Here is a 19,618-nt window from a genome sequence, read left to right as displayed (position 1 = left end):
GACCAGATCTCAGCACATCTGCCGGCCCGGGTCCCGCCGCGACCCGCCTCAGTCGCGGGCGACGCCGGACATGATCAGGGCGACCTGCTCGTCGGCGCCGAGATCGTCGCGGATGTGGAGCAGACCCGCCAGTCCGGCGGCACCGGTGACGCTGACGTCGAACCCGGCCGTCGTGGCGAGTTCGTGCGCTCGTACGATCTCGTCCTCGGTCGCGACGACCGCCGCTCCCCCGCTCCGCTGCATGGCTTCGAGGTCGGCGAGCCAGTCGTAGGTCTCGTCGTCGAGGATGCCGTCGGCGGCCGAGTGTGGGTCGGGCCACGGCTGCATGACCTCGCCCCAATGTCGTGCCGGTTCGTCGAACGGTGCGGCTCGCCGAGCAGCCGCGGCGAGCGGGGCGCATCCGGCGGCCTGCACGGTGTCGAGCCGGACGTCGGGGCCGAGCCCGGCACCGACGGAGGCTGCGAAGGCCCCGCCGCCGACCTGGACCAGCACCCGATCGAGCGAGACGCCCGCGGCGCCGGCCTGGTCGAAGAGCTCCCACCCCATCGTGCGGCCGGCGTCGAGGCAGAACGCGTTCTCGGGCCCCTGCACGCTGAACGGCACGGCGCCATCGGCGACCGCCTCGCGGAAGCGCAACATCGCCGGGTCACCGGGGGGATCACCCTCCCGGCGCTCGCATGCGTGGGTGCGGGCGTCGAGTTCGTCGAGCCGTCGCCCGAATGTCGGGTCCATCCAGGTCGGGACGTAGACATCGATCGGCCAACCCACCCCGTGCGCGAGCGTCGCGGCCGCCATGGCGGCGTTGCCGCACGAGGCGATCGCCAGCGGTGGCCGACCCGACGTGACACCCAGTTCCTCGGCCGCGAGGAGGTGCAGCAGAATCGACACCAGGTGGCGGCCCTTCTGCGACCCGGCGACCTGACCGGTCTCGTCCTTGACCCACACGTCGACGCCGAGTTCGTCGGAGATCACCCCCGAACGAGCGAACGGCGTCGTGACGAACCCGTCGGCGACGCGACGCGTGAGCTCGGCACACGCATCGTCGGACATGCCGTGGGCCCTGGCGAACGCCCACCAACCGAGCCGCGGTCCGTACCGTACGAGCGGGTTCGGGTCGTCGAGATCATCGACCGGCTCGGTGCCGGCGACGAGGTGGAGGACGTGGTGCAGGTCGTCCGGTGTCCGCCGCGGGCACTGCCACGCAGCGGCGTCGGCGATGTCGACGGCGGTGCCGCACACGGCGCACCGGAGCCCAGTGATCGCCGTCGCTGCTGCACGTCGTCGCATGCCACGAACCGTACCGTCGGCACCTGCGACCCGACGTCACTCCGAGTGAGATTGGCGCTACCGTCGACGGTCATGCGTGATCGGCGGGCAGCTCTTCTCCTGGCACTCGCCCTGGTCGGAACGGCGTGTAGCGCCGCCGTCCAGTCGAGCGGCGGCGAGACCACCCCGACCTCGGCTGGCCTCCCATCGACCACCGTGGTCATGACGACCACACCGCCGAGTACGACATCTGCACCGACGTCCACCGTCGCAACCACCACGACGGCCCCCACCACGACCACCCCCACCACGACGACCCCCGGCACCACCACGACGTCGACGACGTTGCCGCCGCTCGACGTGTACGACCTGGCGTGCGCGCTGCAGGTCTTCCCCGGCGAGACCCTCGAGGAGATCGCGGCGATGATCGACGACGACACCATCGACGTCGACACCCTGATGGCCGAGAACGGCATGGAATCGCCCGACCTGGTCGATGACCAACTGCTCGACGTCTGCCCCGACAACGGCGTCAACGACATCGACGGGTCGACCCGGACCGAACGCGCCGCGGTGTTCGTCGAACGTGAGGTCATGGCCCAGCAGGAGAAGCTCAACGAGCTGTTCGAGGGCTATGGCATCCGTGAACTGCTCGTCGACGGCATCTCCGGTCCGGTCACACGCCAGCGGTTGTGTGCGTTCCGGCTGAGCGCCAACCTGCCGGTCAACACCGAGGACATGGTCGCCGGCAGCGAGGAAGAGCAACTCCTCATGGCCACCGAGACGCTCGGCATCCCGTTCACCTCGGCGATTCTCGCCGATCGCTGGGCGCTCATCGACGAGACCTGTCAGATCATGTTCGTCGGCGAGGGCACCGAACGCCTGCAGTTCGTGTTCCCCACCTCGACCGGGCTCGCCGAGTTCCCGACCCGCCCACAGACGCGGAGTGACGCCTTCAAGTACGACCCGGCGCTCGACAACGGCGGCTGGCACGACAGCTTCGACTTCCCGGCTGCCGAGGACAACCCCCTGAACGGCAACATGTACAAGCCGATCTACTTCGACGGCGGGCAGGCGATCCACGGTGCCAACAACGTTCCACGGTCGCCGGCCAGCCACGGATGTGCCCGGCTGCGCCTCGAACACATGGACGCACTCGTGAGCTGGCTCGGTCTCGACGACGTCGGCGGTGTCACCTACAACGAGGACCGGATCGGCCTCGCGGTCAACGTGCAGGGCGCCTACGTCGACCGCTGACGCAGTCGGCGCGCGACCACCGACCGGTCAGGCCGCGGCGCCGCGGCAGTAGCACGACGAACGGATCGGCACATCCGAGCGCGCCACGGCCTGTGCGAGCAACGACTGGACGTGGGGGCGCTCGATCGACTCGCCGCGGGCCGCGAGACATTCGTCGAGCCCGTGCAGCGACCAGACGTTGCGGGGGTGCTGCACGGCACGCGGCAACGTCTCGTCGAGGCCCAGATCGGCGCGGTAGATCGCCTCCGCCTCGGCATGGCGGCCTTGGTCGAGAAGCAGGGCCGCGAGCGCGTGGCGCGGTGGCTGCATCCAACCCCACGGCTCGTCGTAGAGCAGCTCGTCGGAGGCCACCACGGCACGGCGGAGCTGCTCCAGCCCGTCGTCGATCCGACCGGACTTGTACTCCAGCTCGCCGGCCGCCATGTGGTCGGCGATGGCGAGCACATTCTCGGCCGGGTTGTTGAACATGTAGCGCGTCTCCTGCACCGCGGCCCGGGCCGGATGGAAGAGGTCGTACTCGGCCTTCGCGTCTGCGATCCGCCCGAGATTGGCCAGCGCCACCGTGCGCGCGTACCGCTGGAGCGCGGTCGTGAAGCTGAACAACTCGGTGTCGTCCTGCAACGGCTCGTCGAGGATCTCCTGCCACATCCCGAACCGGATGAAGACGTGCAGGCGGATCCCCCAGAACGCCTCGAAGAAGTCGGGCAGGAACGCCACCGTCTCGACGGGCAGCAGCCGTCGAAGGTCGGCGGCCGCCGCCAACGCCTGCGACTTGCGACCGATGAACATCGCTCCGTACGCCTCGAAGTGCACATTGTGGATGCGGTAGAGGGTGTAGAAATTCGCGCTGCCGGCATAGTCCTCGAACCTGCGGTCGACCGCCGCCGCACGCTGATTGCGGACGATCACGTTGTGGTAGTCGCCACACAGCACGTCGATGTGGGTCGCCATGTGCTGCAGGTGACCGCTGTCCGGGACGATCTCGCAGAGGCGATCGCCGTGGCTCAGCGCGAGTTCGGGCCACGGCGACATCTCCATGAGATGGATGTACAGGTGCAGGAGCCCAGGGTGGTCCCAGGCCCCCGGGAGCGAGGCGAACGCGCGCTCGAGGGCGGCGCGGGCCTCGAGCGTCGAGGCGCCTTCGGCCGGGGTGCGCGCGACGAGATCCCAGAGGAGCCATGGTGTCCGGTTCATGCCCGCCTCAGCGAAGACCGAGACCACGTCGAGATCGTCGGGGTGTTCCTCGTACACCGGCCTCATCGCATCGGTGAACGCGTCGTTCCACGGACCGAAGTCGTCGATCTCGGGATCGGATGGGTAGCGCGCGGCGAGGGCTGCGATCATGGCCGTCTCGACCGGCGTCAGACCGGTCAGGCCCTGGGCCGCGTCGAGCGCGGCGCGGGCTTCCTCGAGCGCGGCGACGCGCTCGTCGGGCTCGAACAGGTCCCACGGCTTGTTGTAGTTGGGGCCGATCGCGTACGCCAGGCCCCAGTACGCCATGCCACAGGAGGGGTCGGCGGCGATGGCCTTGCGGAAGCACTCGATGGCCTCCTCGTGGTTGTACCCGTAGGTCCAGCCGAGGCCTCGATCGAACCACGTCTGCGCCTCGGCAGACGTCGTGGTGACGGGCCGCGTGTGGGCACCGAGGTCGAAGTACTCCATGCTGCACTCCCCGTGTGAGGCGTACGATTCTAGCAGAACCGGGGTGGTCGAGATTCCGGCGAGACGAGGCGCGCGACGGCCGATACGACCGGGGAATCCGAGACGATCAGCCCACGCCGGCGGCGGCGCTCCGTGCGGACACGACGATCACCGGGCGGTCGGCCACCGACCGTGAGCCGGCCTGGACATCGACGAGACCGACGGTCCGAGCGAGCTCGCCCATCCGGTCGGCCTCGACCAGCGTGAACCCGTGATGGTCGCTTTCGTGCTCCCGGCCGAATCGTTCGTAGTCGGGGTGCGACGGGTCGGTGAACACCTCGTCGACGAGCACCACGCGGCCGCCGGGTCGAAGGACGCGGGCGATCTCTTGGGCGCCCTGCTCGAGGTCGCTCCAGTGGTGCATCGTGTTGACGGCCCAGATCGCGTCGACGTGGTGGTCGGCGATCGGGAGCTGCTCGGCAGTGCCTTCGACGACGACGATGCGGCTGCGGTGTCGCGACGTGAGACGCCGGAGTCCGAGGACGCGACGCATGAACGGCGTCGGCTCGACCGCCGTGACCTGAGCACCGACGGATGCGGCACGGAACGACCCGGCACCCATGCCGGCGCCGATGTCGACGACCCGCTCGTCGGGCTTCGGGTCGATCAGGTCGACGACCGCGTCGTTGATGTCGGAACTCCACATCTGTGGGAGCCACCGGAGGTAGCGGAGCGCACCGCGGAGCCCCTGATCGTTCTCGTGCCCGTGATGGTGCCCGTGATTGTGACCCGCGTGGTCGTGGTCGTGGTCGTGACCATGTCCGTGGGCATGGTCGGGATGCTCGTTCGACATGGGATGATCATGCCATCGGCTCGGCCTCGATCCGACGGGTCAGGCGGGCGGGGCGAACTCCACCGCTGCGGTGGGCATCGTGGAACCCGATCGCCCGGGAGCGTTGGAGAAGCGCCAGTAGAGGTTGGTGTAGGCGATCGCCTCGGCGGGGCCGATCGGCCCACCCCACTGCCGCATGTCCTCGGTGGTGTGGGCGTCCTCGACCAGGACCGCGTCGTAGCCGCGTGCCAGCGCACCGTGGAGCGTCGAGCGGACGCAGGCATCGGTCTGGGCGCCGGTCACGACGAGCCTGCCGACGCGGTGTTCGGCGAGGACCGACTCGAGGTCGGTCTCCTCGAACGAGTCGCCGTATGCCTTGTGCACGAGCGGTTCGTCGTCGTGGCGTTCCAGTTCGTCGATGTACTCCCATGGCTCGGAGCCGGTGGGCAGTTCGTCACTGGTGTGCTGGACCCACACCACGGGCACCGACGCGGTTCGGGCCCGGTCGACGAGCGTGTTGATGTTGTCGACCACCGCGTCGACGTCGTGGGCGTCGGCGACGACGCCCCGTTGCATGTCGATCACGACGAGCGCCGTGTTCGGTCGATCGGCCAGTGACGTCATCGCACCCTCCCCGGGTCTCCCGGCAACCCGACGGCTACCGCCTGGACCGCGACGTTATCCGTCCGACGCCAGCGGGTGAGCGGAGGGGGTCTGACCCCCTCGGTCGGTGACCGTGATGGTTACGATCACCGTCGTGGTCGCTGTACTGATCGTCATCATCGTCGTGGTCGTGGGTTCTGTCAGCTTGAGATCTGGTCGTTCAGGTCGCTGATCATGTCGTCCCACACGCCGACATAGCGGCGCAGGCCGCGCCAAAACTCCTGCGAGCGACGCTGCTCGAACATCTCGAACGGTGTGCCCTGCTGCTCGACCCAGGTGTAGTAGCCGAGCTGGAACACGCGACGCCGGTCGGCCTCGGTCATGTCGATCATGTTCTCGGTCGAGGCGTGGCCGAGGTGCTGACCGAACGCTTCGGCGGCGTCGGTGTGGCTGTACTCACCGTGGTAGCGAGTCTGTAGGAACTCCGCTCGTGAGCTCGGGTACATCGCTCCGCCGTCGGTGGCGACGGTGATGATCGCGTCGTCGGCACCCAGACCGTGCAGCTTCGCCGTCTTGATCGCGGCGAGCACGTTGCACGACGACGAGAACCCGAAGTGCGTGAGCGCCTCGACCAGGTCGGGCGACACGCCTTTGGACTGCACGAGGTACCCCTGACCGGCGGGTGTGTTCCAGAGCATGTCGAGTTCGTCGGTGGCGACGTCGCTGATCGCACACACGACGTCGGTGTTCATCACGTTGTGGATCAGCGGGATGTGCTTGTCGCCGATGCCCTGGATGTTGTGCTCGCCGTAGCCGTTCTCGAGCATCGTCGGGCACTCGAGCGCCTCGACGGCGACGATCTGGGCGCCGTACTCCTCCTTGAGCCGGTCGCCCGCTGCGATCGTGCCGGCCGACCCGGTCGCCGACGTGAAGGCAGCGAGCCGCAGATCGCGTCCGCTGGCGTCGCGCACCGTCTCGAACACGTGGCCGAGCGCTCGGCCGGTGACCGTGTAGTGCCCGAGGTGGTTGCCGAACTCGGAGAACTGGTTGAGGACGAAGTTGCCCGGGTCTTTCGCCAGCTCGTTGCAGGCGTCGTAGATCTCCTTGACGTTCGACTCGGTGCCGAACGTCCGGATCACGTCGTCGTCGGGGTTCTCGCACCAGCGGTTGAGCCAGTCGAACCGCTCCTGGCTCATGCCCTCGGGCAGGATCGCCACACCGCGGCTGGCCATGATGCGGCTGATCGCGATGCCGCCGCGGGCGTAATTGCCCGTGGACGGCCAGATCGCACGGTGCCGGGTGGGGTCGAACTGCCCGGTGACGACTCGGGGTGCGAGGCAGGCGTAGGCCGCGAGCACCTTGTGGGCCGTGATCATCGGGAACCGGTCGCCGAATACGACGATGATCGGACTCTCGACGCCGGTCAGTTCGGGTGGCAGCACGACGTGCTCTGGCACGTCGACGCGGTTGCCCGCGAGGTCGTTGTACCAGTGCACGCGCCACAGGTTCCGGGCGTCGGGCCCCTGTGGGTCCGCATCTCCGACGTGGGCGGCGTGGTCGAACGTCGACGGGTCAGCCAGTTGGGCGAGCGTCGGCAGGCTGATGCCCCGTTCACGGAAGCGCGCCACCGTGTTGTCCAGGGCCTCAGCGTCGACGATGCGGTCGGCCAGTCCGAACTGGTTCTCGAGGGCCTCGCGGTTGATGTCGGTGATCGTCACGATTGACATTCTGTCAAAGGTTGGCCGAGACCGCATGATGCTCGGCACCAGCACGCCGATCACTCAGAGGTCACCTCGCGGTCCAGCGCCCGGCGCCGGCGGCGGGCCGTGACAGCACCCACCGCCTCCCGTCGATGACCAACTCCTGCTGTTGCGCGTCGACGCGCAGATCGAAGGACGGGTCGCAGGTGCATTCCGTTGCACCGCAGCCGCATGCCGTGCCGGCGCATCCTCGCGCGATGGTCATCGCCTGGAGCGCGAGTGCGTGCCTCGTCGTCCCGGCTGCTCGGGTTTCGACCTCATCGGTCGTCGGACGGACGACCGGTGGAACGATCTGGGCCGCATCCACCTCGAAGCTGCTCGCGAACGTCGCCGACCACGCGAACCCCGCGGCGATGGCCGAGCCGATCGTCGACGAGTCGACGACCTCGACCACCGGCTTCCCGTCCGTTTCGTGGCGATGAGGATCACTACCGTGCGCGGGCCGCGCCTGGTTCCGATCGCCATGGAGCCCGATGTCACCGCCGACGGACAGATCGAGGTCACCGGATATGCCGGCGTCCCCAGAGCTCGCGGCGGCCAGCGACACGGCACAATCGTCGCCGGGATCGGTGTTCGAACAGCGCCCGCCGGCCGAGAGATCGATGATCGTCTCGGCCGAGCCCAGATACTGGTGACCGTGGTCATGGCAGCGCGACGCCAACGTGACCGACACCCGGGTGTCCTCTTCACACGCGATGTGGGCGGCGACATCCGGCGGGACCCCGTCGGGCAAGACCGCCGCCACCACGTCGGCGACCGGCGCGCCCGGCGCCGCGATCTCCTCGGAACCGCCGTCCTCGGGCACGCTCCGGGTCATGGCCTCGGCCGTGCAGCCGAGGCCGGAACCGTCGAACACGGAACCCGGGATGCGAATCCGCCCTGTCGTCGACCCTGCGATCATCTCGTTCTGTTCGGCGATCGTGCGCGTGGTGTCGATCTCCATCCGGTACACGCAACACACCTGGTGGCCCGGCGCGACCTGCTTCAGCTGCGCAGCGCCGAACCAGAACTCCCAGTCGCACTGGACGTGCGGGGGCGGCGGTGTGCCCGGGACGAGCGGCGGCGCGGTGCCCTCCTCCACGACGGGCCCGTCGGGTGGCATCGGTGGCGCCGGTTGCTCGGGGACCGGGTCCCCGACTCCGCCGTCTTCATCCTCGTCCGTCCCCGATGGCCGTGAGCGACGGCGACGCATCCGCGTCAGGAACGCGACGAGCACGGCGAATGCGCTCGCGCCGAGCAGGATCGCCAGCCACTTCCACCGGCCACCGCCGGCCTGCTCACCGCTGCCCTCGGTGGCTGTGGTCGTCGGCGCGACCGTGGTCAACGCCACCGTGGTCGTCGAGGCGGCTGTGGTCGTCGACGCGGTGGTCGTGGTCGACACGACGGCGGCCTCATCGTCCGGCGCCGCGATGACGACCGGCTGTTCGGAGTCGGGCTCGGGATCCTGTGGCGGCTCGCCGTCGACGACGTCCTCCGGGTCGTCAGCCGTCGGGTTCGCTTCGGTCAGCGACTGGCGAACCGCCGACAGACGTTCGCCGGCAGCCGCCCGTATGCCGGGGTCCTCGAGATCGACGAGTTCCGGACTCGGTGTCACCGCGACCTGTTGGTTCGACAACGCGTCGAGTGTCAGCGCACCGGCGTCCGCCGAGTTGACGCGGATCTCCTCGGGAATCCCGGGCAGGAGCCACGCTTGGAAGTAGCCGGCGGAGAGCCAGAACTGCGACGTCGGGATCGGATTGGTCGCGGCCGGGGCGAAGGCACCGTTCGACACGAACGAGGCACCGCTCAGCAACTGGTCCTCGGGGGCATCGGTGCCTTTGATCGAGGCGCTGCTGACGACCGTGTTCATGCCGAGATGCGGTTCGCCCGGGTACTGGCTGTCCGTCAGCGGTTCCTGCCCGAACAGCAGATACCCGAGCGATACCTCGCTGATCGATGCGTCGGTGAGCAGCGGCGACGTACGAAAGCACGCGATCACCAGTGTGAAGGTTTGTTGGAACTGGAAGAAGCTCGGATCGCCGGGGCTGATGACATCGATGCCGTCACCGAGCGCCTCCAGCGAGAACGTGTCGGCGTCGGCGGCGGCCCCGTCGAACCGGAACGACTGCGCCACGGCCCCACACATCTGGTTCGGGTCGCCGTCGACAGGGGCCGCTCCAACGGGTTCGAACAGCGATTCTGACTCCGGGGGCAAGAGCCCGTCCCATCCCTCGATGAGGAAGATCGCCGCGATCTCGAGCTGTGTGAGTTCCTCCGGTTCCGGATCTCCGGTCCCTGCTGCACCGGCCTCCCCGGCGATGGTTCCCAACGCCAGGACGGCTGCAGCCAGTGTCGCGATTGCTGGACGTCTCATCGGTTCCTCCTTCGCGTCGGGCGTCCTCGCCGCGTCAGCGCCCGCCCTCCGATGTCGGCGAACAGCTATCCGAGGCGCGTCAGCGAGATGACAACCGATGGCGCTGACGCCTCGCTGACGGAGCGTGATCTACCGTCGGGACATGGGCCCGCCGGTCGGAGAAGCACCGCGACGCTCCGTCGTCGAGCGGCAGCGGTTGATCGATCGTCTCCAACGACGGTTCGATGTCCGCTTGACGCTGCTGACCGGAGGAGCGGGGTGCGGGAAGACCACCCTGTTGGCACAGGCGATGTCGACAGAAGGACACCACGTCGACGTGTGGGTCCCGTGCCGCAGTCTCGACAGCGATCCCGCTCGGCTCGCGGCGCGCGTCTGCGACGTGCTCAGCGAGTCCGTCGGCGCATCACCGAAGGACTCGTCGCTCGACCGCGTCAACGAACTCGTCGTCGGCGCGTCGCCACGACAGATGTGCGTCGTGCTCGACGACGGCCATCTGCTCGGGCAGGCCGAGCTCGTCACGCAACTCGTGCGAGAGCTTCCCACGAACGGACACGTCCTGATCGCGGGCCGCGTGAGGCCGGCCATCGATGTCGCGCGACTCGATGCAGCCGGCCAGCTCGAAGTGATCGAGCAAGACGAACTCCTGCTGACGCCCGACGAGCTCATCGACTTCGCGAAGCTCCGAGGTGTCGACGTCGAACAGCTGCGCAACGCAGGCGGATGGCCCGCCTTCGTCGAGCTCGCATCGAGCGGCACCGACTCGCGATCACGGACCTATCTCGACGAAGAGGCGCTCGCCGGCGTGGGCCCCGAGCGCCGGCGGCGACTCGCCGTGTTCGCGTTCGTCGGCGGCGGCGACGACGAGGTAGCACACGCAGTGACCGGCGGGCCGCTGGCGGACCTGGTCGCCGATCTCCCGCTGGTTCGGTGGTCGGGCGACGTCGCCCAACTGCACGACCTGTGGAGCGACCTGCTCGTTCCCGACCTCGGTGCCGACGAACGGCGGAGCGCCGCCCTCGCCGCGGCACGTGTCGCCCGGGAACGTCGAGACATCGCGACCGCGATCGATCTCGCGGCGCTGGTCGGTGAGCAGCACGACATCGAGACGAGCATTCGCCAAGCCGCGATCGACGGCATCGACGGCGGTATCCGTGCCGATCATCTTCGCTCGTGGAAGCGCCACCTCGACATCTCCGACGACACATCAGGGCTGGCGATGCTGATCGACGGCCTGCTCGCACGCGAACATGATCCGACCTCCACGCAGGCGGTCGCTCTGCTCGGCGAGGCCGCCGATCGATTCGCCGGCGCGGACGAACCCGAACTCGAATTGGTCGCGCTGACGCAGCTCGGCTACCTCGCCAGAATTCTCGGTGACACCGATGAGATCGCCGCCGTCGCCGATCGGTTCTCAGCGCTGTCCGAGCGATACCCACCGGCGCGACCGTTCCTCGCGATCGGTGAGGCATGGTCTGCGCTGACGACGGGGCGACCGGACCTCCAACTCGCAGCGCTCACCTCGATCGACGGCGACGAACTCCCGCCGGTGTGGCGGATCACGCGCCGCCATCTCATCGCGAACGCATTGTTCAACCTCGGACGCGCCGCGGAAGGCCTCGAGGTCGTGCCCAACGACATCGACACGTTGCCCGTTCCGATTCCCGGTGCGCTCGTGACCGAGTCGCAATGCCTGTGGTACGCGGGCCGGCCCGAGCTGGCCCGCGCCGCCCCGCCGCGCGGCTCGACCGACCGTCACGGTGCCCGCGACCGGTTCATCGCGAGCGCTTGGGAGGCGATGATCTGCTGCTACGCCGGGGACGTCGACGGTGCTCGCGATGCCACGTCCGCAGCGAGCCGATACGCCGGCGAGCACCCCGGTGTCTTCGTCCAGGCGCAGATTGCCGGTCTCGAGGTGTTGATCAGGGTCGCCGAGGACCGTGACGACGACGCTGCCGAGCTGTTGGCGGGGCTCCTCGAGTTCGTTCCCGCCGACACCAACTTGGTGCAGCACGTGTTCCGGCATCACTTCTGTTACCCGTATCTTCTGCTCCCCGAGACTCGCCCGATGTGGGACGCGATGGCGAGGGACGGCACGGTCAAGCGAGCGCACGAGATGGTCGTGGGCCTCGCTTCGGCGCGCGACGGCGACCTGTCGGTACTTGCGTCGATCGAGTGGCCGGATGCCGGCTTGATCGCCGCGTACATTCCCGCGCGGTGGGCGATGGAGCTCGCGGTTCACGGGGTACGGGCGAATCGGCAGGAAGGCCGGCGGCTCGCCGGTTGGCTGTGCGAGCACTGGCAGCGACCGGCACATGACGCACTGGCGGCGTGGGTCGACGATCCGGAGCTCGGCGAGACGGCGCGGGATGTGCTGGCTCACACCCCGACGCCGCCGACTCAGTCGATCCGGATCAAGACGCTCGGCCAACTCGACGTCGACGTCGACGGCGCTCCGACCCACGACCCGAACTGGCGGCGCGAGCGGGTGCAGGCTCTGCTCGCGTGGCTGGTTCTGCACCCGGCGACGAGCCGCGACCGGGCTGCGACGGCGCTCTGGCCCGATCTGGATCGGGACCGCAGCGCGAAGAACCTCCGCACCACGCTCAACTACCTGCACGGGGTCCTCGAGCCGACACGCGCCCCAGGCGACGCCCCGTGGCTCATTCGAACGGTCGGCCAACGCCTCACGCTGCATCCGAGTGCCGTGGTCGACCTCTGGCGCTTCCACGAGTTGCTCGATCGCGCCGAACAGGCGGACCGCGACGGTCACCCGCGAGAGGCGCTACCGCTCCTGGCCGAGGCGATCGCCGAGTGGCGCGGTGAGCTCGCGGCCGGGCTGGACCACGAGTGGCTCGAGCTGGAACGGATTCACGTACGCAGCCGATACGTGCGGGCGTCGTGTCGAGCCGCAGAACTGCTCGTCGCGATCGGGCAACCGGAGCGGGCGATCACCGCGGCTCGTCCGGCGCTCGATGCGGACCCGTACCACGAACGCAGCTACCGGGCGCTTGCCGACGCATACCGTGCGATCGACGACCACACGTCGGCCAGGGCGATCCTCGAACGCGGCTCCGAGCAGATCGGCGTGGCGCTGACCTGACACGCGTGCGGCGGGGACGGAATCACGCTCGGGCTCCGGGTGGGTGGCGGACACCGGCGATCTCGAGCGGCCCGGCACCGGTACGATCGACGTGTGGACAGCACCGAACCCGACGACTCGGGGCGGACCGGGTTCACGAACGATGTCGTCGGCGCGACGGATCTCCCGCGGCTCGACGAACACGACTTCGAACCGCTCGACCCCGACTACGCGCGACTGAGGACGATGTTCGCGCTCGGGTTCGCCGGCGCCGTGGCCCTGGTCACCGTCGCGTCGGCCTGGGCGACCTCGTCGTGGGTGGCCGTCTTCGTCGGCGCCGGGGTGCTCGCCCTCGTCGCCGCCGTCGGCATCGCGCATCGGATCGAGGTCGCCCACATGGGATACCTCGTGCGCGAGCACGACCTCTCGTTCCGGCGGGGCGTGATCGGACGTTCGGTCGCCACGGTGCCGTTCGCACGCGTGCAACACGTGAGCATCACGAGAGGGCCCGTCGAGCGCCGGTACGGGCTCGCGTCGCTCCAGCTCCGCACCGCGGGCGGCGAGGTCTCCATCCCCGGTCTGAACACCGACTTCGCCGATCGCCTGAAGCAACTCGTCGCCGACCGGGCCGGCGCACTCGCGGATGCGGAGATCGACACCGATGCCGTCTGAGGACGGCGCCCCCGACTGGGCACCACCGACACCTGGCACGGCGACCGACGCGGACCGCATCCGACTCGCTCACCCGGCTCGGCAATCGCCGATCGCACTGATGTTCATCGCCGTGCGATTCACCCGCCGGCTCGGCATGTCTGCCGTCATCGCGGCCGTGCTGTTCGTGACCAACGGCGGACTCGGGCTCGGGATCGGCGTGCTGGCCGCCGCAGCGGCGACGGCGCTACTGGTCTTCTCGGCGCTGAGTTGGTGGCGGTTCACGTTCATGGTCAGCGACGACGAACTCGTGGTCACGCGGGGCATCCTCTCGGTCGAGCGACTGGTGATCCCGCTCGACCGCGTCCAGAGCGTCGCCATCGAGCAGCGGCTCGCGCACCGATTCGTCGGTCTCGTGAGCGCATCCGTCGATACGGCCGGATCGGCGGGAGTCGAGTTCGTGATCGACGCGATCGAGGCGGAACATGCCGAGGCGCTCCGTCGAGTCGCGGCGGATTCCCGGCCCACCGCGGCGGGAGCCGAGCAGCGCGCGACCCGGCCCGCGAACCTCGACGAGATCGTGCTCCGGCGAACGCCGGCCGAACTGGTTCGGGTCGGCGTCACCAAGGTGCCCTGGGCCGGTCTCGTCGCGTTCGCTCCCCTGATCGCGCTCGCCGGCGAACTCGACGACGAACTCGGCGTCGGGTCGCGCCTCGAACGGCTCGTCGACCGTGGTGGCGACATCGGCGGGGGGTCGGCGATCGCCGTGACCGCGCTCGTCGTCGCCATCATCGTGGCGGCGACCATCGTGGGGACGGTGCTCCAGCTCGCTCGCGAGCTGTTGACCAACTGGGACCTGACGCTCGCCCGCACGACGACCGGGCTGCGGAGGACCGCAGGGCTCGTGAGCACCACCAGCCGGTCGTCGACGATCCGACGGATCCAGTCGATCACCACCGACGAATCACCACCCCAACGCTGGCTCGGGTTCACGCTGCTCAGGCTCCGGACCTTCGGCGAGAACGACATCGGCCTCCCCGGCACGCGAGCCGACGAGGTCGCTGTCCTGCGCACGATGGTCTTCGGCTACGCCGACGAGCCGGAATTCGACCGATCGATCTCCCGCTGGTTCGTGTTCAAGGCCACCCGCGGCATCGCCGTGGTGGCGGTGCTGCTGGCCGTGCCGTTCTGGTTCGTGTTCGGATGGTGGTCGTTGCTCCTCCTCGCGGCGGTCGCCGCCAGGTGGGCGGCAGCGCGACGGCAGTGGCGCCTGCGCCGTTGGAGCCTCGACGACGACCGGATCGCGGAGTCGTACCAGTTCGTGGCCCGCCACACGGCAGAGGTACCGCTCCACAAGGCGCAGGTCGTCACGGTGTCGCAGAGCTTCTTCGAGCGGCGCAAGGACCTCGCCACCGTCCAGGTCCGCACGGCGGCCGGCTTCCTCGCCGTGCCACTGATCCCCTACCGCGACGCCGTCGCGGTCCGCGACCGGATCCTGCACGTCGTCGAGACCGACCGCCGGCGCGTCATCTGACGCCGTTCCGGGCTCGGCGACGCGTCAGACGAAGAAGCCCTCTGGCTCCAGGTTGCTCGGCCCGACGTGGGCGTCGAGCCAGGCGTTCATGTCGCCGGCCGCGTCCCAGACCTCGCGGATCTTCGCCGCCGCCTGCTTCGTGTGGATCCACTTCGGGGCACCGAAGTCCTTCGACGCCATCAGTCCCTTGCGGCGGATCAGTTCGATCCTCGGGTGGTGCTTGTCGAAACCGCGAGGTGCGGTCTTCAGTTCACCGATCGCACCGATCGTGTACCGCCGCTTCGTGAGCCCGGCCACGATCTCGGCGATCTCGGCGCCGGTGTGGTCGGCCACCACCGCCTCGCGGAATCGCAGCAGTTGGTCCTTGGCCATGGCGTAGTACCCGGTGCCGCACATCAGGCCGCCGGCCGAGATCTGGAAATAGTGCCCGGCTCCACCCTCGGATTCTCCGTACGCGCCCTGGTGCGTCTTGTACGGCGGCTTGTTCTTCGAGAACCGGAGGTCGTTGTGCGGCCGGAACAGGTGGAACGGGCCGAACTCGTCCAGTTCCTCGGCCAACGCGGTCGCCGTGGCCTTCACCACGTCGCGGTGGATGTGCTTCTTGGTGTCCCAGAACGTCTTCGAATTGTCGGCCTCGAGCCGGTCGTAGAACTGGATGACCTCGACCGGGATGCCGCGGAACCTCATGGCCGGAACGCTAGTCGGGGTTCGGTGGACGCTGACTCGGCGGTGGTGGCCACGCCGGCGTCGTGGACGTCCAGCCCGGATCCGGTTGCAGCGGGCGCGCATCCCGTCCGAACCACACCGCCAAGGATCCCACGCCGACGACGGCCAGGAAGAGGATGATGCCACCGCCGATCAGGAAGCCGCCGAGGCTGCGATCGGTGGCGCCGTCGAGGAGGCTCGACAGCAGGAGCGACGGGGCCAGGACGACAAGACCGAGCAGCACGGCGAGCGAGAGCGCCGCCACCCGGCTACGTCCCCGGCGGTGCGCGAGTGCCGCGAGTGGAGCGGCGGCACCGAACGAGAGGATCGGCGCCGCCCACAGCAGTGCGCGAGCCGTCCACCTCGACGAGAACGGCGGACGGTCCGGTCGCTCCGCGATCGGGTGCCCGAGGAACGTGTCGCCCGTCGCGACGCCACTCCCGACACCCCACTGGCCGACCGCGACCCACTCCCACCCGTGGTCGGCGGACCGATGCAGCGTGCCGGCCTCCCCCATACCGACGACGACGCTCACATCGCCGTCGACCTCGACGGCGGCCACGTCTCCACCCGAGTCGTCGCCACATGACGGTTGGATCTCGGACCGGAACTCCCGTCGCTGCTCGCTGCCGACCCGCAGGATCTCGGTCTCCGTGCCGCCGACGGTTTCGACGATCTCGAACGAGTCGTCCGACGCGGACGTGACGATGTGGAAACATCGGTCACCCGCGCAACTCTCGAACTTCGGTCCATTGGCGAAGCGATGGTCGTTGGTGGGGATCGCACTGGACTGCCACGACGCCCCGCCATCGGTGCTGGTCCAGACGTTCTGATCCTCCCGTGCGTAGACGACGTCGTCGATCACCTGGACGTCCCAGAGACCGGTCGGTCCACAATCGGCCGAGGTGGCCGTCGTCGCGAAGATCGCCGCCCCGATCAGAATGACCTGCAACGCGAGGCGCACCCGAACGACGGTCGCCCGCCGAGGTTTCGGAGGCGGCGGCGCGGATCCCGCCATCCATCTGGCGAGGGGCACGAGGGCGGTGAGCGCCAGCAGGTCGGTGTGATCGGTGCGGGTGACGCCGCCCAGGATCGGAGCCGCCCACCCGGCGACCGCCGGCACGGTCTTGAGCAGCGTGAAGGCGCACACGGTGATGCCGAACGCCACCGCACGAACGCGGATCAGCGCCGTCAGCGCGATCGCGACCATCACCACCCCGGCGACGTCGCTGAGTTTGCCGGTCACCCAACCCGGCCACGCCGCTTTGAGCACGTGGTCGTTCAGCAGGAGCAACCCGACCGAGCCGGCGAACACCGGCGTGGCGACGAGCCGACCGCGCCGCGAGCCAGGTTCGGTGACGCGTCCTTGCCGAGGAGTGCGCGAGCGACCCCCGGCTCGTGTGCTCCCCATCGCAGGACGATATCCCACGGCGCTGTCGGGGTCGGGGCCGCAACACGCCACCCTCGGAACCGTTCGGCCGCGGCAACTACCCTGCCCGACATGCCTGAACTCTTCCTCGGCGGTCATGTCGATCCCGCCACGCACGAGCGCACCGGCGACGAGATCCGGATCGACACCGACAAATTCACGACGCACGGGGTCATCGTCGGCATGACCGGGTCGGGCAAGACCGGCCTCGGCGTGGTGCTGTTGGAAGAGGTCCTGGCGTCCGGGCTCCCCGCACTGGTGATCGACCCGAAAGGCGACCTCACCAACCTGTGCCTCACGTTCCCGGCGCTGAGCCCACCCGAGTTCCGGCCCTGGGTCGACGAGGCACAGGCCAAGGCCGCGGGCGCGACTCCCGACGAGTTCGCCCGACAGCAGAGCGAACTCTGGACCAAGGGTCTGCTCGGGTGGGGCTACACCACGCAGAACATCACCGACCTGCGCGCAACGACCGACTTCACGATCTACACCCCCGGCTCGCAGTCGGGGGTGCCCGTCAACATCGTCGGGTCGCTCCAGGTTCCCGACGACATGAGCGACGCCGAGATCGTCGGCGACGAGATCGAGGGCTACGTGTCCGGCCTGCTGGGCCTGGTCGGCATCGAGGCCGATCCCCTGTCGAGTCGCGAACACATCTTGCTCTCCAACCTGATCCACCACTCGTGGTCGGCGGGCAAGGCGCTCGACCTCCCCACCCTGGTCGGGCTCGTCGGCAACCCGCCGATCCGCAAGCTCGGGGTGTTCGAGCTCGACCAGTTCTTCCCGCCGGATGACCGTATGAAGCTGGCGATGCAGCTGAACGGATTGCTCGCCTCGCCGTCGTTCGCGACGTGGGCCGAGGGCCCTGCGCTCGACATCCAATCGATGCTCTACACCGCCGAAGGCTCACCGCGTTGCGCGATCGTCACGACCGCACACCTGAGCGACGAGGAGCGCCAGTTCGTCACCTCCCTGGTGCTCGCCAAGCTCGTCACGTGGATGCGCCGCCAGTCGGGGACGACCGACCTGCGGGCGATGCTCTACATGGATGAGGTGGCCGGCTATCTGCCGCCCACCGCCAACCCGCCGACCAAGAAGCCGATCATGACGTTGATGAAGCAGGCGCGTGCGTTCGGTGTCGGCGTCGTCCTCTCCACCCAGAACCCGGTCGACATCGACTACAAGGCGCTCTCGAACGCCGGCACCTGGATGATCGGACGCCTCTCCACCGAACGTGACAAGTCGCGTCTGCTCGAAGGGTTGACGTCGGCGGCCGGCAGCGTCGACATCGGCGCGGTCGACGACACGATCTCCGGGCTCGGCAAGCGCGAGTTCGTGCTGCGGGTGCCCGGCCAGGACGGTACGTCGGTCTTCACGACGCGCTGGGCGATGAGTTACCTGCGCGGGCCGATGACCCGCGACCAGATCAGCGAACTGATGGCCGCCGAGCGCGCCGAGGTCGCCGAATCGACGACGGCCGGCGACATCGCCGGTACGACCGCGGTCGGTTCCACCGCGACCGGGCCGGACCTCGCCGACGACGAAACCACCGTGATGCCCGAGACCACCAGCAGCGTGCCGGTCCGTTGGATCGACGCCGCTGCTCCGTGGCTCGACACCGCCGGTGGCAACCCGCGTGGCACCCGGCTCGAAGCGGCGATCGTCGCCCGCGTGCAGCTCCGGTACGACGAGACGAAGGCCGACCTCGTCCACGACGAGGAGTACGAGTGCGTGATCGCTCCGATCGGCGAGACCGTCGACGTCAGCCGGGCGCTGGCCGTCGACTACGACGATCGCGATCTCCGCAGCGAGCCGGCCGATGGCGCGGTGTACCGGATGACCGACGCCAGGTTGACGAACAAGACGTTCTTCTCCGGGGTCGAACGCGACCTGCGCGACCACCTGGTGCGCAGCATGAACATCGAGGTCCCCGCCAACGCGTCGCTCAAGCTCTACGGACGGCCCGGCGAAACCGCCGAAGAGTTCCGCGGGCGCTGCGCCCGCGCCGCCGACGAACTCGCCGACGCCGACATCGCGAAACTGCGCGACAAGTACGAGTCCAAGGTCACCCGACTCCGCGATCAGATCGAGGCCGCCCAAGACCGCGTCGACGTGCTGGAGGAGGAGGCGAACAGCAAACGCAACTCCGAGCTGCTGTCGACCGCCGGCTCCGTCCTGGGCGGCCTGCTCGGCGGAAAATCACGAGGTGGCCTGCTCGGCAAGCTCGGCACGGCTGCCGGGCGGCGCGGTCGGACCAAGGCCAGTCGCGAGCGGGTCGATGCGGCCGAGAACAAGGTCACACGGTTGCAGGAGCAGCTCGAGGACCTCGAGGCCGACCTCGCCGAGGACGTCGTCGAGATCGACACGAAGTGGACGTCCGCGGCCGCCGATGTCGACACGCTGCGCGTGCCGCTCGAGAAGACCGACGTCAAGGTGTCGCAGTTGGTGCTCGCCTGGATGCCCGTCGACTGACGCCACCAGCTTCGCCCCGAACGAGGTGAGCGATCGGTG

Annotated in this window: 13 protein-coding genes; 5 read left to right on the top strand and 8 right to left on the bottom strand. The window is 68.9% G+C overall.

What is annotated here, in order from left to right:
- Positions 1–48: 48 nt before the first annotated feature.
- The gene (locus R8G01_21730; GenBank protein ID MDW3216627.1) at positions 49–1,287 is read right to left on the bottom strand and encodes a PLP-dependent lyase/thiolase; all 1,239 of its coding nucleotides are present in this window, start codon (positions 1,285–1,287) and stop codon (positions 49–51) included.
- A gap of 72 nt (positions 1,288–1,359) precedes the next feature.
- Between R8G01_21730 and R8G01_21725 the strand changes: the two genes are divergently transcribed.
- Positions 1,360–2,523: a L,D-transpeptidase gene (locus R8G01_21725; protein MDW3216626.1), complete on the top strand. Its 1,164-nt coding sequence runs from the start codon at positions 1,360–1,362 to the stop codon at positions 2,521–2,523.
- A 27-nt stretch (positions 2,524–2,550) separates the two neighbouring features.
- Here the strand turns inward: R8G01_21725 and R8G01_21720 are convergent, their stop codons facing one another.
- The 5 genes from R8G01_21720 to R8G01_21700 all read right to left on the bottom strand — a co-directional run bounded on the left by R8G01_21720 (position 2,551) and on the right by R8G01_21700 (position 9,712).
- Positions 2,551–4,185, bottom strand: coding sequence for a tetratricopeptide repeat protein (locus R8G01_21720; GenBank protein ID MDW3216625.1), 1,635 nt, complete (start codon positions 4,183–4,185; stop codon positions 2,551–2,553).
- A gap of 106 nt (positions 4,186–4,291) precedes the next feature.
- Positions 4,292–5,017 carry a class I SAM-dependent methyltransferase gene (locus tag R8G01_21715; protein ID MDW3216624.1) on the bottom strand — a complete coding sequence of 242 codons (726 nt, stop codon included), beginning with the start codon at positions 5,015–5,017 and terminating at the stop codon, positions 4,292–4,294.
- Positions 5,018–5,056: 39 nt separating this feature from the next.
- The gene (locus tag R8G01_21710) at positions 5,057–5,620 is read right to left on the bottom strand and encodes a cysteine hydrolase family protein (protein MDW3216623.1); all 564 of its coding nucleotides are present in this window, start codon (positions 5,618–5,620) and stop codon (positions 5,057–5,059) included.
- A gap of 179 nt (positions 5,621–5,799) precedes the next feature.
- Positions 5,800–7,317: a pyridoxal-5'-phosphate-dependent protein subunit beta gene (locus R8G01_21705; protein MDW3216622.1), complete on the bottom strand. Its 1,518-nt coding sequence runs from the start codon at positions 7,315–7,317 to the stop codon at positions 5,800–5,802.
- Positions 7,318–7,387: 70 nt separating this feature from the next.
- Positions 7,388–9,712, bottom strand: coding sequence for a hypothetical protein (locus R8G01_21700; GenBank protein MDW3216621.1), 2,325 nt, complete (start codon positions 9,710–9,712; stop codon positions 7,388–7,390).
- 142 nt (positions 9,713–9,854) lie between these two features.
- Here R8G01_21700 and R8G01_21695 point away from each other — a divergent pair, with 142 nt between their 5' ends.
- The 3 genes from R8G01_21695 (at position 9,855) to R8G01_21685 (ending at position 14,976) form a co-directional block, all read left to right on the top strand.
- Entirely contained in the window at positions 9,855–12,812 is a 2,958-nt protein-coding gene (locus R8G01_21695; GenBank protein ID MDW3216620.1) for a BTAD domain-containing putative transcriptional regulator, read from the top strand.
- A gap of 93 nt (positions 12,813–12,905) precedes the next feature.
- Positions 12,906–13,463 carry a PH domain-containing protein gene (locus R8G01_21690; protein ID MDW3216619.1) on the top strand — a complete coding sequence of 186 codons (558 nt, stop codon included), beginning with the start codon at positions 12,906–12,908 and terminating at the stop codon, positions 13,461–13,463.
- On the top strand, positions 13,453–14,976 hold the full coding sequence (locus R8G01_21685) for a PH domain-containing protein (protein MDW3216618.1): 1,524 nt from the start codon (positions 13,453–13,455) through the stop codon (positions 14,974–14,976). Before R8G01_21690 ends, R8G01_21685 begins: the two co-directional genes overlap by 11 nt.
- A 24-nt stretch (positions 14,977–15,000) precedes the next feature.
- Here the strand turns inward: R8G01_21685 and R8G01_21680 are convergent, their stop codons facing one another.
- Positions 15,001–15,663 carry a DUF2461 domain-containing protein gene (locus R8G01_21680; protein MDW3216617.1) on the bottom strand — a complete coding sequence of 221 codons (663 nt, stop codon included), beginning with the start codon at positions 15,661–15,663 and terminating at the stop codon, positions 15,001–15,003.
- 10 nt (positions 15,664–15,673) lie between these two features.
- Positions 15,674–17,092: a hypothetical protein gene (locus R8G01_21675; protein MDW3216616.1), complete on the bottom strand. Its 1,419-nt coding sequence runs from the start codon at positions 17,090–17,092 to the stop codon at positions 15,674–15,676.
- 90 nt (positions 17,093–17,182) lie between these two features.
- Here R8G01_21675 and R8G01_21670 point away from each other — a divergent pair, with 90 nt between their 5' ends.
- A complete protein-coding gene (locus R8G01_21670) occupies positions 17,183–19,579 on the top strand; it encodes a helicase HerA-like domain-containing protein (protein ID MDW3216615.1) in 2,397 nt (798 codons plus the stop codon).
- Positions 19,580–19,618: the final 39 nt, after the last annotated feature.

This window comes from Ilumatobacteraceae bacterium (genome assembly GCA_033344875.1).
Lineage (GTDB): Bacteria > Actinomycetota > Acidimicrobiia > Acidimicrobiales > Ilumatobacteraceae > Ilumatobacter.
The sequence above is the reverse complement of the archived record's forward strand: the minus strand, read 5'-3'. Positions and strand labels throughout refer to the sequence as shown.

What these genes read in the sequence shown, in the direction of transcription:
- R8G01_21715 (MDW3216624.1), bottom strand. Translation starts at nt 5,017, where the DNA reads ATGTCGAACGAGCATCCCGACCATGCCCACGGACATGGTCACGACCAC.
- R8G01_21680 (MDW3216617.1), bottom strand. Translation starts at nt 15,663, where the DNA reads ATGAGGTTCCGCGGCATCCCGGTCGAGGTCATCCAGTTCTACGACCGG.
- R8G01_21675 (MDW3216616.1), bottom strand. Translation starts at nt 17,092, where the DNA reads ATGGGGAGCACACGAGCCGGGGGTCGCTCGCGCACTCCTCGGCAAGGA.
- R8G01_21710 (MDW3216623.1), bottom strand. Translation starts at nt 5,620, where the DNA reads ATGACGTCACTGGCCGATCGACCGAACACGGCGCTCGTCGTGATCGAC.
- R8G01_21720 (MDW3216625.1), bottom strand. Translation starts at nt 4,185, where the DNA reads ATGGAGTACTTCGACCTCGGTGCCCACACGCGGCCCGTCACCACGACG.
- R8G01_21670 (MDW3216615.1), top strand. Translation starts at nt 17,183, where the DNA reads ATGCCTGAACTCTTCCTCGGCGGTCATGTCGATCCCGCCACGCACGAG.
- R8G01_21730 (MDW3216627.1), bottom strand. Translation starts at nt 1,287, where the DNA reads ATGCGACGACGTGCAGCAGCGACGGCGATCACTGGGCTCCGGTGCGCC.
- R8G01_21695 (MDW3216620.1), top strand. Translation starts at nt 9,855, where the DNA reads ATGGGCCCGCCGGTCGGAGAAGCACCGCGACGCTCCGTCGTCGAGCGG.
- R8G01_21685 (MDW3216618.1), top strand. Translation starts at nt 13,453, where the DNA reads ATGCCGTCTGAGGACGGCGCCCCCGACTGGGCACCACCGACACCTGGC.
- R8G01_21725 (MDW3216626.1), top strand. Translation starts at nt 1,360, where the DNA reads ATGCGTGATCGGCGGGCAGCTCTTCTCCTGGCACTCGCCCTGGTCGGA.
- R8G01_21700 (MDW3216621.1), bottom strand. Translation starts at nt 9,712, where the DNA reads ATGAGACGTCCAGCAATCGCGACACTGGCTGCAGCCGTCCTGGCGTTG.